Annotated in this window: 27 protein-coding genes and 1 tRNA gene; 14 read left to right on the top strand and 14 right to left on the bottom strand. The window is 67.0% G+C overall.

Features of this window, described 5'->3' with window-relative positions; genetic code table 11:
- Positions 1–122 precede the first annotated feature (122 nt).
- Positions 123–1,694 (bottom strand): zinc ribbon domain-containing protein, encoded by a 1,572-nt coding sequence (locus QGG57_02295; GenBank protein ID MDP7007008.1) that lies wholly within the window; start codon positions 1,692–1,694, stop codon positions 123–125.
- Between the two features lie 145 nt (positions 1,695–1,839).
- On the opposite strand from QGG57_02295, the gene QGG57_02290 reads away from it, so the two are divergent.
- The 6 genes from QGG57_02290 (at position 1,840) to QGG57_02265 (ending at position 5,688) form a co-directional block, all read left to right on the top strand.
- Positions 1,840–1,917: transfer RNA gene (locus QGG57_02290), tRNA-Met, on the top strand.
- Positions 1,918–1,946: 29 nt separating this feature from the next.
- Complete coding sequence (locus QGG57_02285; GenBank protein ID MDP7007007.1) at positions 1,947–2,351, top strand: archease; 405 nt, start codon at positions 1,947–1,949, stop codon at positions 2,349–2,351.
- Positions 2,352–2,440: 89 nt separating this feature from the next.
- Complete coding sequence (locus QGG57_02280) at positions 2,441–3,013, top strand: hypothetical protein (protein MDP7007006.1); 573 nt, start codon at positions 2,441–2,443, stop codon at positions 3,011–3,013.
- On the top strand, positions 3,006–3,491 hold the full coding sequence (locus QGG57_02275) for a DUF2240 family protein (GenBank protein MDP7007005.1): 486 nt from the start codon (positions 3,006–3,008) through the stop codon (positions 3,489–3,491). Before QGG57_02280 ends, QGG57_02275 begins: the two co-directional genes overlap by 8 nt.
- Entirely contained in the window at positions 3,491–4,816 is a 1,326-nt protein-coding gene (locus QGG57_02270; GenBank protein MDP7007004.1) for a DUF1743 domain-containing protein, read from the top strand. Before QGG57_02275 ends, QGG57_02270 begins: the two co-directional genes overlap by 1 nt.
- Entirely contained in the window at positions 4,813–5,688 is an 876-nt protein-coding gene (locus QGG57_02265) for a DMT family transporter (GenBank protein MDP7007003.1), read from the top strand. Before QGG57_02270 ends, QGG57_02265 begins: the two co-directional genes overlap by 4 nt.
- On the opposite strand, the gene QGG57_02260 is transcribed toward QGG57_02265, so the two are convergent.
- Positions 5,660–6,193 carry an SHOCT domain-containing protein gene (locus QGG57_02260; protein MDP7007002.1) on the bottom strand — a complete coding sequence of 178 codons (534 nt, stop codon included), beginning with the start codon at positions 6,191–6,193 and terminating at the stop codon, positions 5,660–5,662. The genes QGG57_02265 and QGG57_02260 overlap by 29 nt on opposite strands.
- A gap of 62 nt (positions 6,194–6,255) precedes the next feature.
- Between QGG57_02260 and QGG57_02255 the strand changes: the two genes are divergently transcribed.
- Positions 6,256–7,134, top strand: a complete 879-nt coding sequence (locus QGG57_02255) for a PH domain-containing protein (GenBank protein MDP7007001.1) — start codon at positions 6,256–6,258, stop codon at positions 7,132–7,134.
- Here the strand turns inward: QGG57_02255 and QGG57_02250 are convergent.
- Genes QGG57_02250 through QGG57_02195 form a run of 12 tightly spaced genes read right to left on the bottom strand, consistent with a single transcriptional unit; the run spans position 7,131 to position 16,215 of the window.
- Positions 7,131–7,565, bottom strand: coding sequence for a dCMP deaminase family protein (locus tag QGG57_02250; protein MDP7007000.1), 435 nt, complete (start codon positions 7,563–7,565; stop codon positions 7,131–7,133). The genes QGG57_02255 and QGG57_02250 overlap by 4 nt on opposite strands.
- Positions 7,566–7,589: 24 nt before the next feature.
- Positions 7,590–8,270, bottom strand: coding sequence for an endonuclease III (gene nth, locus QGG57_02245; protein ID MDP7006999.1), 681 nt, complete (start codon positions 8,268–8,270; stop codon positions 7,590–7,592).
- A 2-nt stretch (positions 8,271–8,272) separates the two neighbouring features.
- Positions 8,273–9,040, bottom strand: a complete 768-nt coding sequence (locus tag QGG57_02240) for an enoyl-CoA hydratase/isomerase family protein (protein MDP7006998.1) — start codon at positions 9,038–9,040, stop codon at positions 8,273–8,275.
- 44 nt (positions 9,041–9,084) lie between these two features.
- Positions 9,085–10,260, bottom strand: a complete 1,176-nt coding sequence (locus QGG57_02235) for a nucleotidyltransferase domain-containing protein (GenBank protein MDP7006997.1) — start codon at positions 10,258–10,260, stop codon at positions 9,085–9,087.
- 28 nt (positions 10,261–10,288) lie between these two features.
- Positions 10,289–10,774, bottom strand: coding sequence for a hypothetical protein (locus tag QGG57_02230; protein ID MDP7006996.1), 486 nt, complete (start codon positions 10,772–10,774; stop codon positions 10,289–10,291).
- The gene (locus QGG57_02225) at positions 10,771–11,610 is read right to left on the bottom strand and encodes a 4Fe-4S binding protein (GenBank protein MDP7006995.1); all 840 of its coding nucleotides are present in this window, start codon (positions 11,608–11,610) and stop codon (positions 10,771–10,773) included. Before QGG57_02225 ends, QGG57_02230 begins: the two co-directional genes overlap by 4 nt.
- Complete coding sequence (locus tag QGG57_02220) at positions 11,610–12,494, bottom strand: (Fe-S)-binding protein (protein ID MDP7006994.1); 885 nt, start codon at positions 12,492–12,494, stop codon at positions 11,610–11,612. Before QGG57_02220 ends, QGG57_02225 begins: the two co-directional genes overlap by 1 nt.
- The gene (locus QGG57_02215; protein ID MDP7006993.1) at positions 12,491–13,549 is read right to left on the bottom strand and encodes a 4Fe-4S dicluster domain-containing protein; all 1,059 of its coding nucleotides are present in this window, start codon (positions 13,547–13,549) and stop codon (positions 12,491–12,493) included. The genes QGG57_02220 and QGG57_02215 overlap by 4 nt, the downstream gene beginning before the upstream one ends.
- The gene (locus QGG57_02210) at positions 13,549–14,496 is read right to left on the bottom strand and encodes a cytochrome b N-terminal domain-containing protein (protein MDP7006992.1); all 948 of its coding nucleotides are present in this window, start codon (positions 14,494–14,496) and stop codon (positions 13,549–13,551) included. Before QGG57_02210 ends, QGG57_02215 begins: the two co-directional genes overlap by 1 nt.
- Positions 14,493–15,167: a twin-arginine translocation signal domain-containing protein gene (locus tag QGG57_02205; GenBank protein ID MDP7006991.1), complete on the bottom strand. Its 675-nt coding sequence runs from the start codon at positions 15,165–15,167 to the stop codon at positions 14,493–14,495. Before QGG57_02205 ends, QGG57_02210 begins: the two co-directional genes overlap by 4 nt.
- Positions 15,168–15,503: a hypothetical protein gene (locus QGG57_02200; protein MDP7006990.1), complete on the bottom strand. Its 336-nt coding sequence runs from the start codon at positions 15,501–15,503 to the stop codon at positions 15,168–15,170.
- Between the two features lie 16 nt (positions 15,504–15,519).
- Positions 15,520–16,215: a hypothetical protein gene (locus tag QGG57_02195; GenBank protein MDP7006989.1), complete on the bottom strand. Its 696-nt coding sequence runs from the start codon at positions 16,213–16,215 to the stop codon at positions 15,520–15,522.
- Between the two features lie 131 nt (positions 16,216–16,346).
- On the opposite strand from QGG57_02195, the gene QGG57_02190 reads away from it, so the two are divergent.
- Genes QGG57_02190 through QGG57_02160 form a run of 7 tightly spaced genes read left to right on the top strand, consistent with a single transcriptional unit; the run spans position 16,347 to position 22,973 of the window.
- On the top strand, positions 16,347–17,942 hold the full coding sequence (locus QGG57_02190; protein ID MDP7006988.1) for a hypothetical protein: 1,596 nt from the start codon (positions 16,347–16,349) through the stop codon (positions 17,940–17,942).
- Between the two features lie 40 nt (positions 17,943–17,982).
- Positions 17,983–18,435, top strand: a complete 453-nt coding sequence (locus tag QGG57_02185; protein MDP7006987.1) for a 30S ribosomal protein S15 — start codon at positions 17,983–17,985, stop codon at positions 18,433–18,435.
- Entirely contained in the window at positions 18,432–19,775 is a 1,344-nt protein-coding gene (locus QGG57_02180; protein ID MDP7006986.1) for a DHH family phosphoesterase, read from the top strand. The genes QGG57_02185 and QGG57_02180 overlap by 4 nt, the downstream gene beginning before the upstream one ends.
- Before the next feature lie 21 nt (positions 19,776–19,796).
- A complete protein-coding gene (locus tag QGG57_02175; GenBank protein ID MDP7006985.1) occupies positions 19,797–20,537 on the top strand; it encodes a hypothetical protein in 741 nt (246 codons plus the stop codon).
- A 32-nt stretch (positions 20,538–20,569) separates the two neighbouring features.
- Entirely contained in the window at positions 20,570–21,487 is a 918-nt protein-coding gene (gene trxB, locus QGG57_02170) for a thioredoxin-disulfide reductase (GenBank protein MDP7006984.1), read from the top strand.
- A 60-nt stretch (positions 21,488–21,547) separates the two neighbouring features.
- Complete coding sequence (locus QGG57_02165) at positions 21,548–22,540, top strand: hypothetical protein (GenBank protein ID MDP7006983.1); 993 nt, start codon at positions 21,548–21,550, stop codon at positions 22,538–22,540.
- Positions 22,527–22,973, top strand: coding sequence for a hypothetical protein (locus QGG57_02160; GenBank protein MDP7006982.1), 447 nt, complete (start codon positions 22,527–22,529; stop codon positions 22,971–22,973). The genes QGG57_02165 and QGG57_02160 overlap by 14 nt, the downstream gene beginning before the upstream one ends.
- Positions 22,974–23,017 lie beyond the last annotated feature (44 nt).

Here is a 23,017-nt window from a genome sequence, read left to right as displayed (position 1 = left end):
GGTCGCAACTCCGACACTGCCAGACTAGTAATTCATTCTCTCGTTCAGGCTCAGTCGGGTGCGCAAAAAGTAATCTCATCCTACGCTTACATTCAGGGCATTCCATTAATCTCAAAATCATGCTATCCATCCAGCTCCCCCAGCTTCTTCTTCAGTTCGTCCATCACGGCGCCGTCATCCTCGCCCTCGGCATCCGCCTCCGGCTCTTCCTCGTCGCCCTCCGGTAGCCCGCCTTCGCTCTCCAGGCTTGTGAGCAGGTCGTCCATCGAGACCGGCTGCGCCTCGAGGGCCGCGCCGCCGCTGCCGGCGTCCGCGCCGCCCTGCGCTCCAGCGTCGGTGGCGCTGCCCGCGGCGAGCGCCTCTGCCATGAGCGAGGCGCTCGCCGTCTCGTCGCTTTCGAGCGACGCGCCGCAGCTGGGGCACGCTTTCCAGCTTTCCTCGACCGCCGCGTTGCAGCCGGGGCAGCTGGCGGTCGGGAGCGGCTGCAGCTCGCTCGCCTCGGACTGGCGGTTGGCGAGCACCGGTGCCTCCTCGAACTCGCCCTCGAGCAGCTTCCCCTCGCCGGGGGCGAGCTCGCCGAGCGCGTCCGGGGTCGTCTCCTCCAGCAGTTCGTCGAGCAGCTCGCGCTCGTCGGGGAGCACTTCGCTGGTCAGTTGCCGGTCGGCGCCGTCGATGATTTCCTCCGGCGCCTCGATTTTCTCCAGCACCGGGGCTTGCGCCCGTTTCCCCTTGCGGTCCTGGCCTGCCTGCGCCACGCGCGCCGTGTCCCACAGTGCGCTCAGCAGCGCGGCGACCATGAATAGCGGCCCCGAGAGCGGGATGAACGCGAGCGGGAAGAGCGCCGCGACCGCCAGCCAGCGGTAGATGCCGAAGTGGAGACGGTATTCGCGGTTGCGTCGCAGCAGCAGCCAGCTAAAGCCGAAGAGCAGTGCGTAGGTGCCCAGCATCAGGTAGGGGTTGCTGTGCTGCCCGGCCGGGACGACGACGATGACCGCGGTTTCCGCGTCGTAACGCTCGCCGACCCCCAGCAGTTCAGCCGGGTCGAGGTAGAGTTCGCGGCTGCTGAAGGTGACTCCGAAGCTCGGCATCGCCAGTGTCGCGCCCGGTTGCAGCCAGCGCAGGTGGTTGAACTGGACGGAGTTAGCGCTGAAGGTGGTGCTGCCGTGCGCGGAGAGCGTCACCTCGTAGCCGCTGAAAGCCGGCTCCTCGCCGCCCACCAGCCGCGGGTTGTCGTAGAGGCAGTAGAGCGGCCTCAGCTCGAGCGGCAGCGCCGGGTCGAGCATCACCGCCAGCACGACGCGGAAGCCGTTGGGGTAGAGCTCGACCGAGTTGAGCGCCACCTCGTTCGAGTAGAGTTCGCTCCCTTCGAGCGTCTCCCACGCGAGGTGGCCGAAGAGCAGTTGCCCCGCCAGCAATTGCGCCGAGAAGCCGCTCGAGTCATTCGCGAGCGCGCGCGCTATGCGATCCAGCGCCGGCTCACCGAAAGCGGGCCGCGCCAGTTCGTCGGCGCCGCCCGGCATGCGGTCCCCCGCCAGGCCACCACCGGTCGCAACCCGCACTTCGACCACCAGCTTGCGGTCGGTTTCGAAATCCGCCTCGAGCCACACCTCGGGCATCAGCCCCTCGCCGGCAACCGGCGTAGCCGGGAGCAGGAGCAGGAGCAGCAGTGCCAGCCATGCCATGCGCGTCCGCATCACCCCGCGATGCCGGCGTGCCGGATATTAACCTTGCAGCCGCCGCAGCGCACCGCCCGTGACGCATCGCCCACCGACGGGAGCGCGGCCGCCAACCCTTTTAATCCCGCAGGAGTGGACCGGCTCCCCATCGGGGAAGCAGCGTAGCGGGGTGGGGTAGCTAGGAAATCCCGTCGGGCTCATAACCCGGAGATCGATGGTTCAAATCCATCCCCCGCTACCATGTTTTTCCAGCACTCGAGCCGGGAGAGTATGCGCCGCACCTTCGAACACACTGCTGACATCGGCCTCGCCATAGAGGCGGAGTCGCTCGACGCGGCCTTCGGCGAGGCGGCGCTGGCGCTGGTCGAAGTCATAACCGGTAGCGCGCTGCCGCCTGCGGAGCGGCAGCGCGCTTTCACGGTCGAGGCAAAATCGCGCGAGCAGCTGCTGGTGCGCTTCCTGTCGCGGCTGCTGGTTGAGTTCGACGGCGACGGCTTCCTGCCGGGCGCGGCCGAGGTTACGCTCGCGTCGGGGCGGCTGGCGACGACGCTGCACGGCGCCATCTGGGACGCGGAGCGCGACGGCTACGGCGTCGAGGTGAAGGCGATTTCGTACCACGACCTGCTGGTCGCGCCGGGGCCGCCGGCGCGGCTGCGGGTGATTCTCGACCTGTAGTATGCTGGTTTGCTGAGGCCGCCGGCGAGGCCGCCCCGCACGGCGGCACGCTGGCGCGAGCCTCTAAAGCGGCGGAGCGCTGCCGCGCCGTGGCAGACGCGATTGCTTACCTCGGCGGCCGGCGTGCCAGCGTCGCGTGGGACGGCGAACGGCTGGCGACCGGCCGCGCCGACGGCCCGCTCGAGTTCGACGGCGAGGAGCCGCTGCTGGTGTGGGATATGCGCGGCATCCTGAAGAACCGCCCCGCACCGGGCGCGATGCCGCTGAACCCGAAGCGCGAGACGCTGGTCGACTCCGGGATGGCGTGGGGCGAGGACGTCATCGACGCCATCATGGCCGACCGCGGCAGCGTCATCGTGCCGCTGCGGTCGCTGCGCGGCTGGGGCGAGCTGGACGAAGCCCTGTCTTACGCCGAGCTGGAGATGGTGAGCCTTGACTGGGCCGAAGAGCCGGTCGCCGCGCACGCCGATTTCCGCGGTGACATCGTCGAGCTGCTGCGCCAGATAGTGCGCCGCAAAGTCCCGCGCGTGATGGTCAACAGCCTCGACGGCAGCTTCCCCTTCATCCCGGCCGGGCTCGCCGGCAGCGTGCGGCTCGACGTCGCGATGCTCGCCGACGGCCATCCGCCGAACTGGGCCGGCGAGGTGTTCCGCCTTGGCTAAGCTCGAGCTGGTCGCCGCCGCCTTCCGCTCCCGCGGCGCCGAAAAGCTGCGCCGCGAAGAGCTGGTGCAGGAGCTGGCGTTCTCGCTGCACCTGATGTCGCCCACCGCTGCCGCCGACGCTATCGAGGCGGCGCTCGCGAGCGGGCTGCTGGCGGAGGCGGGCGAACAGCTGCGGCTCGTCGCGGAGGGCGACGCGCCGGCCGAGGCGGAGGCACCCGAGGCCGCTGCCGAAGAGCCGGAGCCCGCCGCTGCAACACCGCCCACCCAAGCGGCGCCCGACCTGTTCCATCGCGTCGTCGCCGCGGTCGCGGAGGCGACCGGCGAATCGCAGCGCGAGGTCATCCGCAAGGTGAATCGGGGGCAGAAAGCGCATTACGGCATTCGCCCCGCGACCGAGGCGCTGTTGCTGGCGGCCGACGCGGGCGTCGACGTCGCGCCGTTCCTGGACGAGGCGCGGCAGGGACTGGCGCGCGACTGATGCTCCACGTCGGCATCGACGACACCGACTCGCTCAACGGCGGCTGCACTACGTGGGTCGCCTTGCGGGTTATCGAGGAATTGCTGCCCGACTACGACCTGATTGGGCCACCGCGACTGGTGCGGCTCAACCCCAACGTCCCGTGGAAGACGCGCGGCAACGGCGCCGTCGCGCTCGCGTTCGGCCGCGGCGCGGGGGAGCCGACACGAATCGGCGAGCTTCCCGGCGGGACGCTAATCGCGCACGCCGACGCGGCACCGGCCGCGCTGGACGCCGAGGCGCTGCTCGAGCGCGTGCTCGCCGTCGTGCGCACCGAGGCGCGGCGCTCGGCGCAGCCGGGGGTCATCGTCACCGCAGCGCGGCCATCGGAGAAGATGTACTGGCAGGGCGTGCGCTCCATCGTGCGCGAAGACGAGCTGCGCGAGGCGCTCGAAGGCACGGCGCACGCCGGGCTTAACGGCGGCCGCGGGCTCGCGGGCGCCGCCTGCGCGCTGGCGTGGTCGCCCCGCAGCGGCGCCAGTTGTAGCTGGGAGCTGCTCGGCTACCGCGAGCGCAGCCGCTGGGGTTCGCCGCGAGAAATCTCGGCGGAATCGGTCGCCGCCGTCGCCGCGGTCGAAGGGGCGTTCGGCTGCCGCGACCCCGACGGGAGCCCGGCGATGGTGCCGCACTCGCCCTGCCCCGTTCTCTGGGGCTTGCGCGGGCTCGAGCCCGCACCGCTCACCGCTGGCTGCGTCACGCTCGGCCTCGAGCAGCCCGAGCGCTGGTTGCTGTGGCAGACCAATCAGGCCACTGACGACCACTACGGCGACACGCTGCCGGCCGGAGGCGAGGCGAGCGTGCGGCTCAGCGGCACCGTCAGCGGGCCGCCGCAGTCGCGCCGCGGCGGCCACCGATTCTTCGGCTTCGCGCACGAAGGCGGCGAACTGGAGTGCGCCGCCTTCGAGCCGTCGGGCGATTTCCGGCAGGTCGTTGACCGGCTTGCTCCGGGCGACGAACTTGAGGTGTGCGGCAGCGTCGAGGCGGGGGTGCTGAAGCTGGAGAAGCTGCGCGTCGTCGCGCTCGCGCCCCGGCAGCACAAGCCGCCCAACCCCGCCTGCCCCGAGTGCGGCGCGCGCACCCACTCGGCCGGCCGCGGCGCGGGCTACCGCTGCCGCCCTTGCGGTACCCGGGTACCGGCACCGGCGCCGGAACCGCTCGCGGCCGCGCTGGAGCCGGGCTGGTATGACCCGCCCGCGTCGGCACGACGGCACCTGGTACGGCCGGCACGGCTGATGGCGGTAACAAAAAATTCTCGACGACCAATATTTAAAATGGAGATGGCATGAAGGAGCGGCTGCCGCATCTCGCGCTGGGGGTCGCGATGGTCGCGATTTCGCTCTCGGCCATCTTCATCCGCTGGAGCGAGAGCAGCCCGCTGGTCGCCGCCGCCCACCGGCAGGCGTTCGCGACGCTGTTGTTCCTGCCGCCGCTGCTCTGGAATCGCGCTGCCGGGCTGCGCCGGCTGACGCGCCGCGAGCTGGCGAGCATGGCCATTATCGGCCTGTTGCTCGGCGCGCACTTCGGCTTTTTCTTCGCCGCGGTGAAGGCGACTTCGGTCGCCGCGGCGGTACTACTGGCGACCTGCCATCCCGTTTTCGTCGCTGCTGTCGGGGCAGTCCTCCTCGGCGAGACGCTCTCGCGGCAGGCGCAGCGCGGAATGGCGCTGGCGCTGGCCGGGATGCTGCTGTTGCTCGGCGGCGACCTGCTGCAGGACCCCGGGACGCTGCACGGCAACGCGCTGGCGCTGGCCTCGGGGCTACTCGCCGGTGCCTACTACCTTGGCGGCCGCTCGCTGCGGCAGACGGTCGGGCTGGCCGACTACGCACTCGTGGTCTACACCTTCAGTGCACTGGCGCTCTGGAGCGCGGTCTTCGCCGCCGGGGATGCGTGGCAGGGATTGCCGCAGCGCGAATACCTGCTCTTCGGGCTGATGGCGCTGGTGCCGACGCTCCTCGGGCATACGCTGCAGAACTGGGCGCTCGGTTACCTGCCGGCGTTCGTCGTGACCGTGACGCTGCTGGCGGAGCCGGTCGGCTCCGGGCTGCTGGCGCTCGCCATCTTTGGGGAGCAGCCCGGCTGGCCCGAACTGCTGGGCGGCGCGGCGGTGCTGGCAGGCATCTGGGCGGTCGCTACTCCCCCGAAATTATCTGCTGCTTGAGCGTCGCGAACTCCGCCTCGGTCAGGACGCCCGAGTCGCGCAGCGCGCCTAGCTCCTTCAGCCGCGCCAGTTTCGGGTCGGCCGCTTCCGACGCGGGCTCTGGCTCGGGCTTCGCGGCCGGTTCCGGCTCGGGCGCCGGCTTCGGTCGCGACGGCGGTAGCGAGCCGCCCAGTTTGCCAACCAGTTTCTCAGCCGAGGCGGCCTTCGCCTTGCCGATGGCCCCCTCGTCGATTAGCTCCCGCAGGATGCGTGCAGCGACTGCCCCTTCGTCGCCGCCGGCCAACTTCTTCAGCTGCTGCTCCTCGGCGGTCGCCTTGCGCTTGCGGACCGCCTTGCGGGGTCGCTTGCGGAGCGGCTTGCCGCTGACGCGCTTCACGGTCTTCCCCTTCGTGAACTTGCGCATCAGCTTCGGGCCGTCTTTCGCGGCCTTGATGGGCGAACCGCACTTGAAGCACTTCTCGATCGCATCGGCAACGGGGGCTCCGCAGGTGCCGCAGTTCTTCATGGGGCGCAACCCAGCTTTTGGCTACATTTAATCTTATATGCTCCGTGAAGCAATCCGGGATGATGGCCCGCTTCACCCTGATGCGCAACGAGGAGATGAAACTCAAGGTGCAGCCACACCCGCTCTCGTTCCTGCACCTCTATTTCGTCTTCCTGCTGTTGCTGGTGTGGGGCTTCGTCATCCACCGCTTCTTCAGCCAGGACTGGTTCAGCCAGGTGCCGTTCTACGGCTTCCTCAACGCCATCCCCGGCGTCAACGAAGTCGTCGCCGCGGCCATCATCTGGTCGCTGGCGCTGCTGGCTATCGGCTTCGCGGCGCGCTACCTCTTCCTCGAGAACGGCGGCCGCGACATTTTCCGGCTTTACGGCGGGCTGGCACTGTTCGGCATCGGGGCGATGGTGCTGCACTTCTGGAAAATCGGCGAGGCCGACGGCGACACGATGGAGTTCGGCACATGGTTCATCCCGCTGCTGACGCTGCTGGTCGGCGGAGGCGGGATGGTGATTGTCAACCAGTATCGCCGCAGCTTCACTTACTACCTGACCGACATCCGCATCGCGATGCACCAGGATTTCCTCGGATTGAGCAAGAACGAGCGGCAGGTGCGCTACAACCATATCGAGGACATCAAGCTCTCGCAGAGCCTGTTTGGCCGTATCTTCGGCTTCGGCACCGTCGTGCCGGTGACCGGCTCCGGGCTGGGAACCGGGACGGACGAGGCGCTCATGATTGCCGCAGTGGGCGGCGAAGCGAAAGGCTTCGCCGCCGGGCTGGCTGGCGGCAGCCGCCGCTCAGCGCGCCGCGCGACCGCTGACCCGCGCGACTCACTCTACGGCGTCCCCGACCCGGGACGCGTGCGCGACCTGATTACGCAGAACATCCAGGACGATACCGGCGTCGAGCACCTGAAGCGCATCGAGGAACTGCTCGGGAAGGATTAAGCGCCACGCAACGTGACGCCCGCCTCGGCCAGCATATCGCTGGCGAGCGCAAAGTCATTGGCCCAGCGCTCGGGCACTTCGGCGCTGGCGGGATAGACTGCTTCGCTGACGCCCGCCTGTATCAGCGACCGCGCGCAGCGGGTGCAGGGTGGCCACGTGACGTAGACGGTGCACCCCTTGAGCGAGATGCCGATGCGCGCCGCGTGCATGATGGCGTTCTCCTCGGCGTGGCAGATTAGCGGATATTTCAGCTCGCGGTCATCCAGCCGTTCGCGGGTATCGGCGATGCCGCGCGGCAGCCCGTTGAAACCGGTGCTGCGCACCTCGCGGTCGGGGCCGACGATAACGCACCCCACTTGTGTCGAGGGGTCCTTGCTCCAGCCGGCGATGTGCGCCGCCAGCCCGAGGAAACGTCCGTCCCAGTCAGCCATCCCGCCGGCAGCGGGGTGGCGCAGTTATACCTGTGCCCGGCGCGTCACGCCGACCTGCGGGCAGATGCCCTCGGCGAAGCAGCCCGAGCAGCGCGGCCGGCGTGCGTCGCAGACCCGCCGGCCGTGCCAGATGAGCCGGTCCGACCACTCAATCCACTCCCTGTGCGGCAGCAGCGTCATCAGGTCGCGCTCGACCGCTTCCGGGCTGTTGCCGCGCGACAGACCCAGCCGCCGCGTCAGTCTGTGGACGTGCGTGTCCACGACGACGCCCTCGGCTACGTCCCACGCGACGCCCAGCACGACCGACGCGGTCTTGCGCCCGACGCCCGGCAGCGCCACCAGCGCGTCAAGTGTGCGCGGCACTTCGCCGGCGTGGCGCTCGATGATGCCCTTGCAGGCGCCGATGATATGCCGCGCCTTGGCGTTGAAGAAGCCGGTCGAGTGGATGACCTCGCCCAGCTCCGTGAAGTCGGCGGCGGCGAACGCCGCCACATCGGGATACTTGCGGAACAGTGGCGGCGTGACCAGGTTCACCCGCTCGTCGGTGCATTGCGCGGAGAGGATAGTGGCGACCAGCAGCTGCAGCGGGTCGCGGTGGAGCAGCGCACACTCCGCCTGCGGGTATTCGCGCCGCAACCCCGCCAGCACGGTTCGCGCCCGCACCGCGCGCTTTGCCAGCGACTCGCGGCCGTGCGGTTTTGCCACGGTCAGCGGTTGAAGCGCGGCTTGCGCTTCTCGAGGAAGGCGGCGACGCCCTCTTTCCCGTCGGGGGAGTTGAAGCACTCGGTGAATAGCTCCTGCTCGTTCCGCAGCCCCTCCGCTAGTGGCAGCCCACTGCGCGTTGCGCGCTTGATTCGCTCGGCGGCGAACGCCGGTTTCGACGCAATCTGTTCCGCCAGTTCGACCGTCCGCGCCTCGAGTTCCTCCGCCGGCCAGGTGAAATTGACGATGCCGTAGCGCTCCGCTTCCTCGGCCGGAATCATGCGGCCGGTGAGCATCAGCTCCAGCGCGCGTCCTTCGCCGGCGAGCCGCGGCAACCGCTGGGTGCCGCCCGCACCGGGGAGGATGCCGAGGTTGATTTCCGGCTGCCCGAAGCGCGAGCGGTCGCTCGCCACCCGCAGGTCGCACGCCATCGCCAGCTCCATCCCGCCGCCGAGGCAGAAGCCGTCAACCATCGCGATAATCGGCGTCGGGCAATTGGCGGCGACGTCGGTCATGCGCCACTCGTCGCGCATCCGCTCCGGGTCGAGCTCGCCGCTGGCGGCAAACTCGCCGAGGTCAGCGCCGGCGATGAACGATTTCTCGCCCGCGCCGGCGAGGATAATCGCGCGCACTTCAGGGTCGGCGCCGAACTTCTCGAAGGCAGCGGCGATTGCCGCCCGCACCGCCGCGTTCATCGCGTTGAGCTGGTCGGGCCGGTTGACCGTGACGCGACCGATATGCCCTTCGCGCATGACTATGACCTTTTCGCCCATGCGTTGCGGAGGCGGACGCCGGTTAAGTCGGTTCGCGCCCCCCGTCAGGCGGCCGGCAACGGCTCCGCCCCGTCGGCGAGCCCTTCCACCACGCGCGCCCCCGGCAGCAGCGATTGCACCGCGCTGGCGATATCCGCATGGCGCGGCGGTTTCAGCGCCCAGAAGCGGCCGTCGCGCAGCACCGCACCGGGGTAGCGTTCGAGAAACTCGAACGCGCCCGCGTCCCACGCCGCTGGACCGCGGTGGAGCTGCCGTTCGGGCAGCTCCACCGTCGCGGTTTCCAGCACGATGAACCCCTCGTCGCCGAGCGAGCAGTGGCTGCCGAGCACGCCGAACGGCTCTAGCGCGCGCACCAGCTTGCGCCCCTGCCGCTGGATGTGCGGCAGCGCGGTCTCCTCGACCCCGCCGGGGTGCGCCAGCACAACCGTCGTGACGCAGCCGAGTGGTTTGCGCTCGCCACTCTCGAGGACGAAGGCCTCCGCAGTCGGCACCGCCAGGAACCGCCGTGCCGCCAGCACCGCGCGCGCCAGCCCGTCACGCATCACGCCGGCGGCGACGTTGCGGCCGGGGTCGACGGGGTCGGGGAGCGTGATTTCCGCTTCCGGCGCTCCGGGAACTGTGCCGAGCGCGACCGGCGGCCGCCAGCCGGCGACATCCTCCACGAAGGCGGGGAAGTCACCGGCGCGATGCACCAGCACCTCGACCAGATAACCTGAAAAGCCACCGACAGCCGCCGCCGCCCCGTAGGCGCCCGCGACCGCCAGAAAGCGCTTCGCGAGCCGCACGTCGTCGCGCTGCGTGTCGCTGAGATGCTTGTGCACCCACGCGGTGTGGAACACCGTGCGGTCGACCGCTGACGCCAGCTGCGACGGGTCGCTGATGGCGAAGCAGGGCACTGCGTCGACCTCCCGCCCCTCAACGGAGCCGCGCAGGTAGGGGTGCTGCGCGTACAATTCCGCGCCGTCGGGCAGCACCGCGCGCGCCAGCGCCAGCCCTTCCACCTTCAGGTCCGCGCCGGTGGGGAAGCAGAGAAACAGGTCGATGTCGGCGCCGGGAAGCCAGGTCCCCTTCGCGACCGAGCCGACCAGCCGCGGCTCGACGCCGTCCGGCGCCGCCTTGCGGGCGCGCGCCAGCAGCGAGTCGCAGAGCGTCGCGACGGCAGCCTGCTCCGCGTCAGACGGGACCAGCGTGGCGAGTGCCCTTTCCAGCAGCTCCTGCATGGCGCGCCAGCGGGCCGAGTGATTAGGGCTATTGCTCGCGCCGGCGCCACGCCTTGCGCCGCTTGCGCTTCGCAAGGCGCCGAATGGTCGCCTCGGTCTCGCGCACCGGGATGACGAGCGGCAGCACCGCGATGACGCTGCCGAGCAGCAGCATCCCCAGCGCGGCGGCGAAGCGCGCCTGTATCAGCCACTCCAGGAAGACCGCGACGCAGCCGGTGGCGAGTATCATCGTCGCCCAGGTCAGCCGCCGGTAGCCGTTCTCGCTGATGCCTCCCTCCGGGGCGTCGAGCGGCGTCTCGATTTCGATTTTGGCCGGGGGCGGCTCGACCATTGGAGGTGGCCAGGCGCGCAACACGACCCAGGTAATGAGTGCGCCGAGCAAGATGAACGAGACCTGCCCAAAGCCGGGATCACCTGAGCGCGTTGCGATTAGCGCAAGCCATACTACTAGTAGCCAGGTCGTAGCGATGATGGAGTAGCGCAGCTTCAGGTTATCTGACGCAGCGGGGCTCACGCCCGCGCTTCCATCGTGATTGCTTCGACGGGGCAGGCAAAGACGCAGAGGGTGCAGCCGGTGCAGGTATCCTCGACAATCAGTGCCTTTTTCGATTCGAACGCGCCGGTGCGAGTCTCTAGCTCCCATCCAATCATGTCAATAGATGCGAAGTTGCAGAAGTAGACGCACTGCGTGCAGCCGATGCACTTCTCGTTGTGCACCAGCGCCATGAACTCCTTGCCGCGCGTAAGTGAATCGAGCCTTTCCTTGCGCAGCTCCTTGAAGAGCGGCTTCGCCTTCGCCAGTCCGGTATCGGGCAGGTCGGCGTCCACCAGCGACGCCTTCACGCGCTGTAGCCAGCCGTCGGACTTCGGCTCCCACGCCAGCGCCGCGTTCGTCGGTTCGGCCGCTACGGCGGCTTCGGCCGGGGCTTCGCTCTCAGTGACGGCCGCTTCCGCAACGGCCGGGGCGGATGCGGTGTCCGCGCCCGCTATCGCAGCCTCGACGTCGCCCGGAGCAGTGATGAGTACCGCATCAACTGGGCACGCTTCCTCACAGGCACGACAGACGATGCAGTCCGGCTCGCGCACCATGAATGCCTTCCTGTCCGACGCGGCGTGGCCCGGCGTCTCGAGCCACTCGTAGACGTCGACCGGGCAGGCGTCGATGCACGCCCCGTCGGCGATGCACATGTCGAAATCGACGCCGACGACGGTGCCCCAGATTCCCAGCTTGCCCGAGTCGAGGCCGCCGTAGCTGCCATCCTCCGTCCAGATTTGCACCGGCTCGCTGTCGCCGTCGTGCGTCGCGGCCTGCTTCCAGGCGGAAAGGTATTGTCGGTCGATGCCAGCCATCAGGCGGCTTCCTCGACGAGGCAGGCGGAGAGGAACTGCATCAGGTCCAGCATCTCGAACGCGTGGTTGTGCTCGCCGGGGTCCATGCGCTCTTCGTTGAGCATGCACTGCATGTGCATGTAGCACTTGGGACAGCCGCCCAGCATCACCTGGATTTCGGCGTCGGTGCCCTGATCGAGCCGTTTCTTGCGCACCGCCTTGGTCGCGTCATTGCAATACATCATCGACGAAACGCCGCAGCAGAGCGCCTTCTCGCGGCTGTTCTCCAGCTCGACCATCTCGGCGCCGTCCACCAATTGGATAAGGTCGCGCGGCGCGTCGTATTCGCCCATCATGCGGCCGAGGCGGCACGGGTCATGGAAGGTGACGCGCACCGGTTCGGGCGACTTGAACTTCAACCCGCGCCCGCGCAACGTCTGCGTGATGTGCTCGACCTGGATGCCTTGGCCGGGCAGGTCGTAGTCGACCGCGAAGGTGCGGTAGCCTTCAGCGCAGGTGACGACCAGCGTGCGGATGCCACTCTCCTGCATGCGCCGCAGGTTGTGCGCCTTCAATTCGTCGAAGACCTCCAGTTGGCCTTGCCAGAGCGGGTCGTGCCCGCAGCACTTGAACGAGTTCATGTCGAGAATCAGCGGGTCGATACCGGCGGCGTTCATCAGCTTGATAGCCGCGGCGGCAATCGAGGCGTGGTCGGCGTCGCCCTTGTTGAGGTGCGAAAACTTGACTTCGACATCCATGAAGTCGACGCAACCGGGGAAGTAGCCGTATTCGTGCTGCCGCTCGGGCTGCCACGGCGCCTCGTCGGGCGTACCGGCGTCGTTGATTATCATGCGCTCGAAGAGCGGGTGCGGGATGGTGCGGGCGTAGGGTTCGGTGCGACTCATGTTGCGGCTCCTTGCAGCGCTATTGCGCGCTGCTCGAGGACGTAATCCACGTATTCGATGTTCTGCGGGCAGATGGCGGTGCACATCCCGCAGGTGATGCACGACCATTTCGCGACGCCGTCGTGCTCGTTCTGGAAAGTGTTGAAGATAATGTTCAGCTCCTCCTCGCCCTCGTTGGTGCGCACCGGGCAGATGTCGTCGCAGAGGCCGCACTGGTAGCAGCGGTTGAGCTTGAACTCGTAGATGCGCTGCATGCGGCGGCTGGCAATCCCGTCGCGGTAGAGCTCGAAGCGCTCCTCGTCGCTGAGCGGCCGCGCCCCTTCGGCGCGGCGCCGGTCGAGCCAGAGATAGGTCAGCCCGCCGCACGCGAGCGGCCCCCACAGCGTCACCTGCGCCAGCACGGATGTCGTGATGGCGGGGTAGTAGAGCGCGATGTTGGCGTTGATGGAGTAGATGGAAAGCATCACGACGAAGGCAATGCCCCAGACGCCGATTGCGGCGCGGACGGGGTCCTCGATGGGTCGTCGCGCGTGGCCGCTGTTCAGGACGTCCATAATTCCCTCTTTGGGCCCGGGGTCGATGAGATATCCCAGAGCGCGGTCGATGAATGGCACCGCGACGACCAGTCCCACGATAAGCCCCTGCACCAGCGTTCCCCACACCTTGGCAGTCATCAGGAAGAAGTGGTGGCCGAAAATCGTGAACTCGATATCCCACGCCACCTTCAGGCAGCCGAACGCCCAGAGTAGGTACCAGTCAGGCAGCGGCGGCGGGAAAGCGGTCGCGGCGGCCGGGTCGGCCGCTTTGTGCAGCGGCGGCGGGACGAAAGCCGACAGGAAAAAGAGTGCCGAGGTGACATAGAGCGTGAGCACGCTGTCGCGCAGCAATTCGTGTGGATAGAGCGGCTCGCCCTTGGTGTGTGACGCCTCAAGCGCCGAGTGGGCCTGCCGCGGGGTTTCACCCGTGAACTCGGTCTTGCGCCCGATGCGCTCCACCGCATCATCGGCCTGCCGTTCCTGCTGGTACTCACTAATCAGTGTCTCGATATCGTCCATTAGTGCGGCTCCGCCTCCCCCTGTATCCAGACTATGGCCATGTGCAGTATCATCAGCGCGATGCCGACCGCCGGCAGCACGAAGACGTGCAGCCAGTACATCCGCAGCACGGTCGCGCCGGTGAGCTGTGTCCCGCCGAAGACGATTTGCGCTATCAGCGGCCCCATCTGCGGAATCGAGGTCGCCATCTCGAGGCCGATTGAGCCGGCGGCGAAGCCCAGCTCGTCCCACGGCAGCAGGTAGCCGGTGTAGCCGAAGAAAATGGTCACCAGCAGCAGGATTGAACCGAGTATCCAGTTCAGCTCGCGCGGGTTGCGGTACGCCCCCACGAAGTAGACCCGCATCATGTGCAGGAATACCGCAGCGACCATGAAGTGCGCCGCCCAGTGGTGCACCGCGCGCATGATGTAGCCGAAACTCACCTCAGTCATAATCAGCTCCATCGATTCATATGCGCCGGAAGTCATCTCGCCGGTCGCAGGGTCCTCAACAAAATCCCCGTCAGGGACATAGTAAAAGCCGAGGTAGATGCCGGTAATCGTCAGGATGATGAATGCCAGAAATGAGAGCCCGCCGAGGCAGTAGAAGGGATACCAGTACCAGACCGCCTTGACGTTGTACCGTTCGGTGTGCGACTGCGGGAAGGTGCGACCGCTCGCCGGGAGCAGCGTGAAGACCACCGAGTAGTATTCGCGCCGCGCCAGGCTGGCGTAGCGCCGTAATGCGAACCGCTCATCGAGCCAGACCCAGGTCAGCAGCAGCACCTGCGGCAGCGCCCCGGTCGCCCACAGGAAGACGAAGCCGGCTACCGCCCCGACCAGTGAGAGGAATATCAGCAGGAAGGTGTACTCGCGCATGAACTCCTCCAGCAGAGGTGTCTCGGCGCGGGCGCTCCCGGCCAGCGCGAGCAGCGCCAGGGCGGTTGCAGCCGCTGTTATAGTTCTCATCCCTGTCCACAATATTTCAGCCATTCCAGCTTATCTGTTCTCCCCACCAGTCCGCCGTCACGTTCGATGATTGGCACAATCGGTAACCCATATGGCGACGGCCCCTCGACCAGTTCAGCGACCATTACCGGCCGTCCTTTCTCATCGATGTTCTCGACAATCGAGAGCGGGTCAAAGCGGCTCAGGTGGCACGGGCAGAGGAACATATTCTCGTACGAATCTCCGCTGATGCCGATGCCCTCGTCCTTGAAAACAGGCTTGCAGCAGAGGTGCGGGCACTTGTAGGTGTTGTACGCCATCATCATCGTGTTGCCACTGTCATCAGGGATACCCCATTCGGCCATCGAATCCTCGGTCGGGACCTTCACCAGCGTCAGCACGGCTTCGCAGCTCCCCAGCTCCGCTTCCAGTTCCTTCGGCGCCCAGGTTACCATTGCCGACTGGTTCAGCGCGAAGTCCTCCTTGCGCGCCACGTTGCCCGCCATCGGCTCGTACCACGTTCCCGGCTCCCGCTCCTTGTAGAGCAGCGTGTCATGCACCTCGTCTGGGTTGCAGTGCGTTACCGGTGGCGGCAGCAGCGTCTTGAGTCCCGGCACTGCCAGCGCACCGCCAAGGCCGCTGCCGGCAAGCGCCAGCGCGCCTTTCAGGAAGTCGCGTCGCGTGACCGCCATCTATCGCTCCAGCCGCGGCACGACCTTGTCGCGGCGGCGCTTGGTCTCAAGTACGTCGGGCAGGAAGCTGCGGCGGTAGAGGTCGAGCATCAGCCCGAACGTCAGCATCGCCATTCCGATGATGAACGAGAGGAAAGTCTGGTCCCACCCCTCGAGCAGTCCGTAGATGAAGAGCGCGTCGTAGAGCAGTTGCACCACCATCAGCAGCATGATAATTGCAAAAATCGAGAGCTGCTCCGGCGCCGGCGTCTCGTGCCGGATGGCGCCGAGCTGCTCGTCACCGCGGGTGCCGAGCAGCTTCTGCGCGTCCGCCTGCGTCAGCTCGCCGCGAGCCACCTGCTCGAGGATTTCGTTAACCCCGGTAATTGGCGCTCCCCCCTCGTAGTACGATGTACGCCAGCAGCACGAAGACCATCGTGATGCCGATACCGATAAGCCCAATCCAGTACTGTTTCAGGCTGACCCCCAGTTCGTGGATACCCACTTCGTCCTCCAGCGCCTGCGGCGTCCCGAGCGAGACTGCTACGAGCCGGGTCCAGCCGTCGCCGGGATCGTTGCCGTTCTCACCGTTGACGACGTTGAAGTAGACGGTCAGCACTGCGTCGCCGCTGCCCTCCTCGGGCGCAGTCCACGCCACAGTCCAGTTGCGCTGGTCATCCGAATCGGCGTTGTGCGAGAGCATGCGACTATCGTCGTTCACCCAGAAATCGGTGCCGCCCTCGAAGCTGCCGTTGGTGACGCGCATCAGGAAGCCGCCCGCCGCTGCCGGGTCGGCAGCGTCACTGACGCCGCTGTCTGCAATCGTGAGCGTCAGGTTGTAAGTCGCTCCCGGTTCGTAGCGCGCCGGGAAGTTCTCGAGCGACCAGAGGCCAGTTCCGCTCTGGTCGGGATTGTGGCAGTTGCAACCATGGAGCATCACGTCAGCAGCCCAGTCATCGCCGCCGGCGTCACCGCCTCCGGAATACCCGAATGCGCTTCCGCCCGTCAGGAGTGCGGCTGAAAGCAATGCGAAAATCAGTCCGAAATTACGTCTTTTTCGAAGAGCCACCGTAACCTCCGGTCAGGTCGCCTGTGAGGACGGCTTACCCTATATAATGATATTGAGAAGCGTTGCAGCGCTGGTGACTGAAAGGCTGCGTGGCGCAGCAGCCGCTTTTAGCACGCGCTGGCTGCACCGCCATGGGCCGGCCTCTCCCCCGGGTTGCGGGCGCACTCCTGATGGCGGTGACGCTGCTGCTACGCTGGCCCCTGACGCCTCGCCCGACCGGCAGCGACAGCTTCGAGTATTTCGTGCAGGTTGCGTCGCTGCGCGATGCCGGCGCAATGGAGTGGCTGCTCCATCCCGCGGCGTATTTCGGGCTCTACCCCGGCACCTCCCCGGGAGGCCACCTGGCGCTGACCGCCGCCTTCGAGGAAACCACGGGCCTCGGTTTCGAAGGGTCGTCGCTGGTGCTCTCGCTCGCCATATCGCTGCTCGGCGTCGCCGGGATGTGGCTGCTGGCGGGCGAACTGGGCGTCTCGCCGTCGGCACGCTGGCTGGCGGCGCTCTCGTTCGCGGTCGCGCCGCGCTTCATCACCTTCGCACTCTGGCGACTTTCGCTGCGCTACCTGCTGGTAGTGCTGCTGCCGCTCTTCCTCTGGGCGCTGCTACGCAGCCAGCATCGTCGCTACGGCCGCCATCCGGAGCGGCTCGCCGCGCTGGCGCTGGCGCTGGGGCTGGCGCTGCCGGCGGTCCACCGCATGGGGCTGCTGCTGCCGGGCTTCCTGCTGGCGTTCGCGCTCGCGGCGGCGCTCAGTCGCTGGCAGGCGGGCGCGCTCGACCGCGAGCGCGCCGCGCGGCAGGGTGTCGCCTTCTGTGCCGGGCTTGGCATTTACCTCGCCTACCTCTCCTACCTCGGCGGCACGCTCTACGCTCCGTCGGAGGGCCTCTTCAGCGTCTATCTTTTCGAGGGCGAAACGCTGCCGGTGCGGTTCGCCAACCTCGCGGTGCATTATGGCTTGCTCGGTGGGCCGCTGCTGCTGCTGGCGCTGCTCGGCGCTGGCGGCACGCTTCAGCAGGGGCGCCCGGCGCTGGGTATCTGGCTGGCGCTGGCGTGGCTGGCGCTCGGCGCCTACGTCGCCCTCGACCGCATCTACCTTGTCTATCTGCTACTGGCCGGGATGCTGCTGCTGGTCGGCCCGGGCGCCGAGATGCTGCTGCGTGAACTGCCATCCCGTCATGGCCGGGCGGCGCTGGTGGCGGCGCTATTCGTGCTGTCGGGAGTCTCGGCCGCGGTCGACCTGCGCGACCGCATCGACCACATGGAGCGGCCGGAGACTGGCTACAGCTACCATGTGCGCGAGCCGACCATCGCCGCCGCATTCTGGGGCAGCGCGCACGCCGACGGCGAACTATTCGAGGCCAACGACATTAAGCGCACTCGACGGGTCGACGCCTATTCGGAGATGGTCGCAACGCGCGACGCCGATGCGCTGGCGCAGGGCGTTATCGACTCGGCCGCGATGGAGCTGGAATACCTTGGCTGGCGCGTGCTCTTCACGGAGCAGCACGACCATCTCTGGACGTGGGAAAACCGGAACGAGTTCAACGAGAACATCTCGGCTGACCGCAGTCTCTCGCTGGTGAACCTCGCCTTTCCCGAGGCAGCCGGCAGCGCCAGCATTCCCGAGTCCATCGTCAGCAGCACCCACTACCGCTGGCTAGACTGGTTCTGCTATCGCATCTACGCTGGCGACGAGCTCGCTTTCTACTGGAGTTACGGCTACGCTGTGTGAGTCTTTTAATAGAGGGCTAACTGCCGCCCACATTCCAGCTATGGCACGAATCTATGCCCGACGGAAAGGCCGTTCCGGCTCCAGCGCGCTGCCCCGCAGCGAGCACCCAGCCTGGGCTCCCGAACCGAAAGAGGTCGAGGAGCTGGTAGGCAAGCTCTCGAAAGAGGGGCTTTCGACGGCCGAAATCGGCACGCGGCTACGCGATTCACACGGCACCCCCAGCGTCAAGCTGGCGACTGGCAAGGCGGTCGCGGCCATGGTGCGCGACGCCGGCCTGGCACCCGATATCCCTGAGGACCTGGCGAACCTGATGCGCAAGGCGGTGCGGCTGGGCGAACACCTTGAGGCCAATACCAAGGATGTCCACAACCGGCGGGCGCTACAGCTTACGGAGTCAAAGATACTGCGGCTGGTGCGCTACTACAAGCGCAACAGCGTGTTGCCGGACGACTGGAAATACACGCTCGCCAACGCCAAGCTGCTGGTCGGGTGAATCCCGCCGCGGCGATGCCGCAGCCGTTGATGGAAGCGGCACATCCACTCGCCGACCGCTTGCGGGAAACCGGACAGCCGGTGCGTATCATCGGCCATTACGACTGCGACGGCCTCACCTCGTCAGCCATCCTGGTGCAGGCGCTACTGCGGCTCGGGAAGCGGTTCCACCTCAGCAATGTCCTCTCGCTGGCGCCCGACGTCATCGAGCGGCTGAACCGCGAGGCGCCCGCGCTAGTGCTCTTCACCGACCTCGGATCGGGCTACATGGACCTGCTGGCGCAGCTTGAGGCGCCCGCTTTGGTGGTTGACCACCACCTGCCGCAGGGCGAGGTCCCTGGCAACGTCCTCGAGCTGAATGCCCACAAGGCAGGGGTTGACGGCAACCGCGAGGCGTCCGCCGCGAGTGTCGCCTTCGCGCTGGCGCTAACGCTGGACGAGGCGAACCGTGACCTCGCCCCCATCGCGCTGGCGGGAGCCTGCGGCGACCGCCAGATGATTGGTGGATGGAAGGGTTGGAACCTCGAAATCGCTAATATGGCTACTGAAGATAATTATTTAAAAGAAAAGCAGCAACTTCCGCTCCACGGTGCGAGCCTGGCCGAGGCGCTGGAGGGGTCGCTCGAGCCGTACCTCGTCGGCGTCTCCGGGCAGCCCACTGCGGCCGAAGAGGCGCTGCGCGAAATCGGCCTCGACCCTGCCGCGGCGCCCGATAGCCTCGCGGGCGAGAAGGCGGCGCGGCTGGCGGACTGGCTGACGCTGAAGCTGCTCGAGCAGGGCGCCGGGAGCGAGCAGTGCGAGCAGCTTTTCGCGCCCAGCTATCAGTTGCCGGGGTGGGGCTGTACCGTCTCTGAACTGGCGTCGCTGGTCGATGCCAGCGGCCGGCAGGATGACACCTCGACCGGGATTGCGCTGCTGCTCGGCTCGGCGGCGGCGCGTGGCCGTGCGGGGGCGCATGAGCTGGAGCAGCGCGAGCAGTTGCTCGCGCTGCTCGGTACGGCGAAGTTCGAGCGGCGCAACGCCATCCAGCACTTCAGCACCAGCGAGCCGGCGCTGAAGGGCACGATTTGCGGGCTGGCGCTGGGCTACTTCCTCGACCGCTCGCTGCCCGCCATCGGCCTTTCGCCGCGCGACGGCGAGCTGATAATCTCCTCGCGCGCGACGCCGGAGCTCATTGAGCGCGGGCTCAATCTGGCCGAGGTAATGTCGCAGTCCGCCGGCAAGTGCGGCGGCATCGGCGGCGGCCACGCCATCGCGGCGGGCGCGACAGTCTCCCTCGACGCGGAAGAGCAATTCCTTGCTGCGGCCGACGAGCAGGTCGCCGTGCAGCTAGGGCTCTAATACCGTGGCAGCTGACCCCGCATGGCGAAGTGGCGGCTGCTGCTGGCGCAGGGAAAAACGCACCTTGTAAACCTCGATGCCGAGAGGCAGGACTTGCCCGGGCTGGGCAGCTTCCGGTCTGCGGTACTGCGCGATGCGCCCATCGGGGAGGAGTTTGACCTGGTCGGCACCCCGGCGCGGCTGTTCGAGCCGACGCTGCCCGACCTCGAGGCGAACCTGGCGCGCGGTCCGCAGGTAATCCTGCCGCGCGACCTCGCGTGGATAACGTGGGCGCTGGCCCTTGAGCCGGGCGACGCGGTCGTCGAGGCCGGTGGCGGCTCGGGCGGGCTGACGCTGGCGCTGGCGCGCGCGGTCGCCTCCGACGGGAATGTTGTGAGTTTCGAGCCGCGCCCGGCGCACCGGAAGGTGCTCGAGCGCAACCTCGCCGGCAGCCCGCACGCAGCGCTGGTCGAGGTAATCCCGGAAGTGCTGGAGCCCGGCACCGCGACCCGCGAGTGCGACGCGGTTGCGCTGGACCTGCCGCAGCCGTGGGAACTGGTCGGCTGGGCCGCCACGGCGCTCGTTGCTGGCGGGCGGCTGGTGGCGTACCTCCCGAGCACTGGACAGGTGGCGCAACTGCTGGCGGCACTCGAAGGGTGGGGCGAGCTACGCGTCGTGGAAAATTTGCAGCGCGACTGGGAGCCAAAACCACAAGCGCTACGGCCGCAGCACCGCATGCTGGGGCATACCGGTTTCATCGTCAGCGCGCGCCATTTCGGGTGAACCCTTAACCCGCCGGCCCGACTGGCGCTGCAATGGCCGAGAAGCTGATTATTATCGGGTCGGGACCGGCCGGCTATACTGCCGGACTATACGCATCGCGGGCGATGCTCGAGCCGTTGCTTTTCGCCGGCTACGCTAGCGGCGGGCAGCTAATGCTCACCAATGAGGTCGAGAATTACCCCGGCTACCCCGAGGGAATCCAGGGTCCCGAGATGATGGTGCAGCTGCGTGCGCAGGCGGAGCGCTTCGGCACCCGCATCCTTGACCGCAACGTTGACTCTGTCGACCTCTCGCGACGGCCGTTCGGGGTCACCAGCGGCGACAAATCGTGGGAGATGGAGGCGCTCGTCATTGCGACTGGCGCCGAGGCCATCTGGCTCGACGTCGAGAACGAGGAAGTGCACAAGGGGCGCGGGATTTCGACCTGCGCCACCTGCGACGGCGCCTTCTTTCGCGACAAGGAAGTCATGGTTGTCGGCGGCGGCGACTCAGCGATGGAGGAGGCGACCTTTCTGACCCGTTTCTGCCCGAAAGTGACGATTGTCCACCGCCGCGAGGGGCTGCGCGCGTCGCAAATTATGGGGCAGCGCGCCCGCGACAATCCGCGCATCGCCTGGAAGCTGAACCGCACGGTCACCGGCTGGCTCGGCGAGGAGGGTGACTTCCGCGGCGCGCGACTGCGCTCGACCGCTGACGACAGCGAGGAGGACCTCGCCTGCGGCGGGGCGTTCATCGCCATCGGCCATAAGCCGATTACCAGCTTCCTCGGCGGGCAGCTGGAGACAGATGATTCGGGCTACCTGCTCTGGAAGCAGCACTCCATGACTTCCGTGGAGGGCGTATTCGCGGCGGGCGACGTCGTCGACACACGCTACCGGCAGGCAATAACCGCGGCCGGAATGGGTTGCATGGCGGCGATAGACGCCGAGCGCTGGCTCGAGGCGCAGTAGCGACTTTTATAGCGCTGTTCGGCACGCACGCTTTTTAGTCCCCCACCGCGTGGCGAAGGCGTGAAGCGCCAGCTCCTGCCTCGCGACGAGGATGGTGTAAGCCAGATTATCGGCACCATCCTGATTATGGTAATGATGGTCACCATCGTAGGTACCATGCTGGCGTGGGGCATCCCGCAAATCCAGAACAATGAGGCGTGGGCGCAGTATGCGACGACGCGCTCCAACCTGCTCAATCTGGACGCTGACATGGACCAGGTGCTGCTACAGGGTGAGGGCGCCTCGCGCACCTCGACCGTCTCGCTCGGCTCGGGCAGTTTCACGCTGAAGAAGGCGCAGGAAGACCTGCTGCTCTGCTGGAGCACCGTCTCCTGGGCGCAGCTTTCGGCGCGCAACGTGGAAGCGGGCGCCACAATCCTGCGCGTCGAGGACCTGACCGAAACCGTGGCGACGCTGACGGTCACCATCACCTACCCCAACGGGACTGTCTGGAGCGGTGACACCGACGGCAACCGGCTGGGACCGCTGCCCCCCATCGTGGCGGGCGTGACCGGTACCGCTGCTGCCGCCAACGGTACCGCCATCGGCGAGTTCCGCTACTACATGCAGGATGTCCTCTCCTACAAGTACCGCTCGACGGCAGGGCAGTTCCAGATGCGATTGTTCAACGGCGGGGTACTGTCGCATGAGCCGGGTGGCGGATACTACTTCGAGGACCGCCCGCTGGTGCGCGGCAGCGGAAACGTGGATGCGCTGTCACTTTACCTCGTTACCTACAACAACAGTGGCTCGCAGATGCGCAGTATGACTGGCCCCTCCAACTTTGACTTCTCGCTGCGCAACCAGGGCGGCAGCGATTCCGGGAGCATTGCGGCTTACAGCTTGCGAATCGTCGTGAAAGGCGACGCGCAGTATGCAACCTACGGCTTCTTCCAGTCCCTGTGGGGATTCAGCCGTGACCTACAGCATGACGAGGTATACCTGACGCAGGTGACCTCGCTGGACCTACGCCTGATGGAGAGGACGGTGCATGTATCGTTTGGATTGCGCTGAGTCAGGCGCGCAGGAAATAGGGTTCATCTACACCTCGTTGCTGGCAGTACTGCTGCTGTCGTCGGTGACCGTGGCGGTCGCCGACGTACTGAAGGGCAACCATACCTTCACGGCACAGGAAGAGGTGGAACAGGTGGGCGTGCGACTGCAGCAACTGGTTGAGGAGCTGCTCGCGATGGTCCGTGCCTATCCCGGAATTGACGCCACTCTGAGTATTCCCGCCGCCACCGAGGAGCACGGCGTGCTCTACACGATAATCGGTACCGAGACCGGCCTGAAAGTGGTCAGCAAGGCTCCTGTGGGGGGTCGATACACAGCGGATTTTCCGCTTGCGCCCGCCACGGCTATAGATGGGAAAGTGTACTCTAGCACTTCTTATATAGTCGTGCAGTATGACGCAACATCTCAAGTGGTCACCCTGACCGCAGGATAGACGAGTAAGAATGGGAGCTGCCGGCGACTCGATTGACACGGAAT

Source organism: Candidatus Poseidoniia archaeon (assembly GCA_030748895.1).
Taxonomy (GTDB): domain Archaea; phylum Thermoplasmatota; class Poseidoniia; order MGIII; family CG-Epi1; genus UBA8886.
Note: the sequence above shows the minus strand (reverse complement) of the source record. Positions and strands in the feature narration are given on the sequence as shown.

What these genes read in the sequence shown, in the direction of transcription:
- QGG57_02295 (MDP7007008.1), bottom strand. Translation starts at nt 1,694, where the DNA reads ATGCGGACGCGCATGGCATGGCTGGCACTGCTGCTCCTGCTCCTGCTC.
- QGG57_02285 (MDP7007007.1), top strand. Translation starts at nt 1,947, where the DNA reads ATGCGCCGCACCTTCGAACACACTGCTGACATCGGCCTCGCCATAGAG.
- QGG57_02270 (MDP7007004.1), top strand. Translation starts at nt 3,491, where the DNA reads ATGCTCCACGTCGGCATCGACGACACCGACTCGCTCAACGGCGGCTGC.
- QGG57_02265 (MDP7007003.1), top strand. Translation starts at nt 4,813, where the DNA reads ATGAAGGAGCGGCTGCCGCATCTCGCGCTGGGGGTCGCGATGGTCGCG.
- QGG57_02260 (MDP7007002.1), bottom strand. Translation starts at nt 6,193, where the DNA reads ATGAAGAACTGCGGCACCTGCGGAGCCCCCGTTGCCGATGCGATCGAG.
- QGG57_02255 (MDP7007001.1), top strand. Translation starts at nt 6,256, where the DNA reads ATGGCCCGCTTCACCCTGATGCGCAACGAGGAGATGAAACTCAAGGTG.
- QGG57_02250 (MDP7007000.1), bottom strand. Translation starts at nt 7,565, where the DNA reads ATGGCTGACTGGGACGGACGTTTCCTCGGGCTGGCGGCGCACATCGCC.
- QGG57_02240 (MDP7006998.1), bottom strand. Translation starts at nt 9,040, where the DNA reads ATGGGCGAAAAGGTCATAGTCATGCGCGAAGGGCATATCGGTCGCGTC.
- QGG57_02235 (MDP7006997.1), bottom strand. Translation starts at nt 10,260, where the DNA reads ATGCAGGAGCTGCTGGAAAGGGCACTCGCCACGCTGGTCCCGTCTGAC.
- QGG57_02225 (MDP7006995.1), bottom strand. Translation starts at nt 11,610, where the DNA reads ATGGCTGGCATCGACCGACAATACCTTTCCGCCTGGAAGCAGGCCGCG.
- QGG57_02220 (MDP7006994.1), bottom strand. Translation starts at nt 12,494, where the DNA reads ATGAGTCGCACCGAACCCTACGCCCGCACCATCCCGCACCCGCTCTTC.
- QGG57_02215 (MDP7006993.1), bottom strand. Translation starts at nt 13,549, where the DNA reads ATGGACGATATCGAGACACTGATTAGTGAGTACCAGCAGGAACGGCAG.
- QGG57_02210 (MDP7006992.1), bottom strand. Translation starts at nt 14,496, where the DNA reads ATGAGAACTATAACAGCGGCTGCAACCGCCCTGGCGCTGCTCGCGCTG.
- QGG57_02205 (MDP7006991.1), bottom strand. Translation starts at nt 15,167, where the DNA reads ATGGCGGTCACGCGACGCGACTTCCTGAAAGGCGCGCTGGCGCTTGCC.
- QGG57_02190 (MDP7006988.1), top strand. Translation starts at nt 16,347, where the DNA reads ATGGGCCGGCCTCTCCCCCGGGTTGCGGGCGCACTCCTGATGGCGGTG.
- QGG57_02185 (MDP7006987.1), top strand. Translation starts at nt 17,983, where the DNA reads ATGGCACGAATCTATGCCCGACGGAAAGGCCGTTCCGGCTCCAGCGCG.
- QGG57_02175 (MDP7006985.1), top strand. Translation starts at nt 19,797, where the DNA reads ATGGCGAAGTGGCGGCTGCTGCTGGCGCAGGGAAAAACGCACCTTGTA.
- trxB (MDP7006984.1), top strand. Translation starts at nt 20,570, where the DNA reads ATGGCCGAGAAGCTGATTATTATCGGGTCGGGACCGGCCGGCTATACT.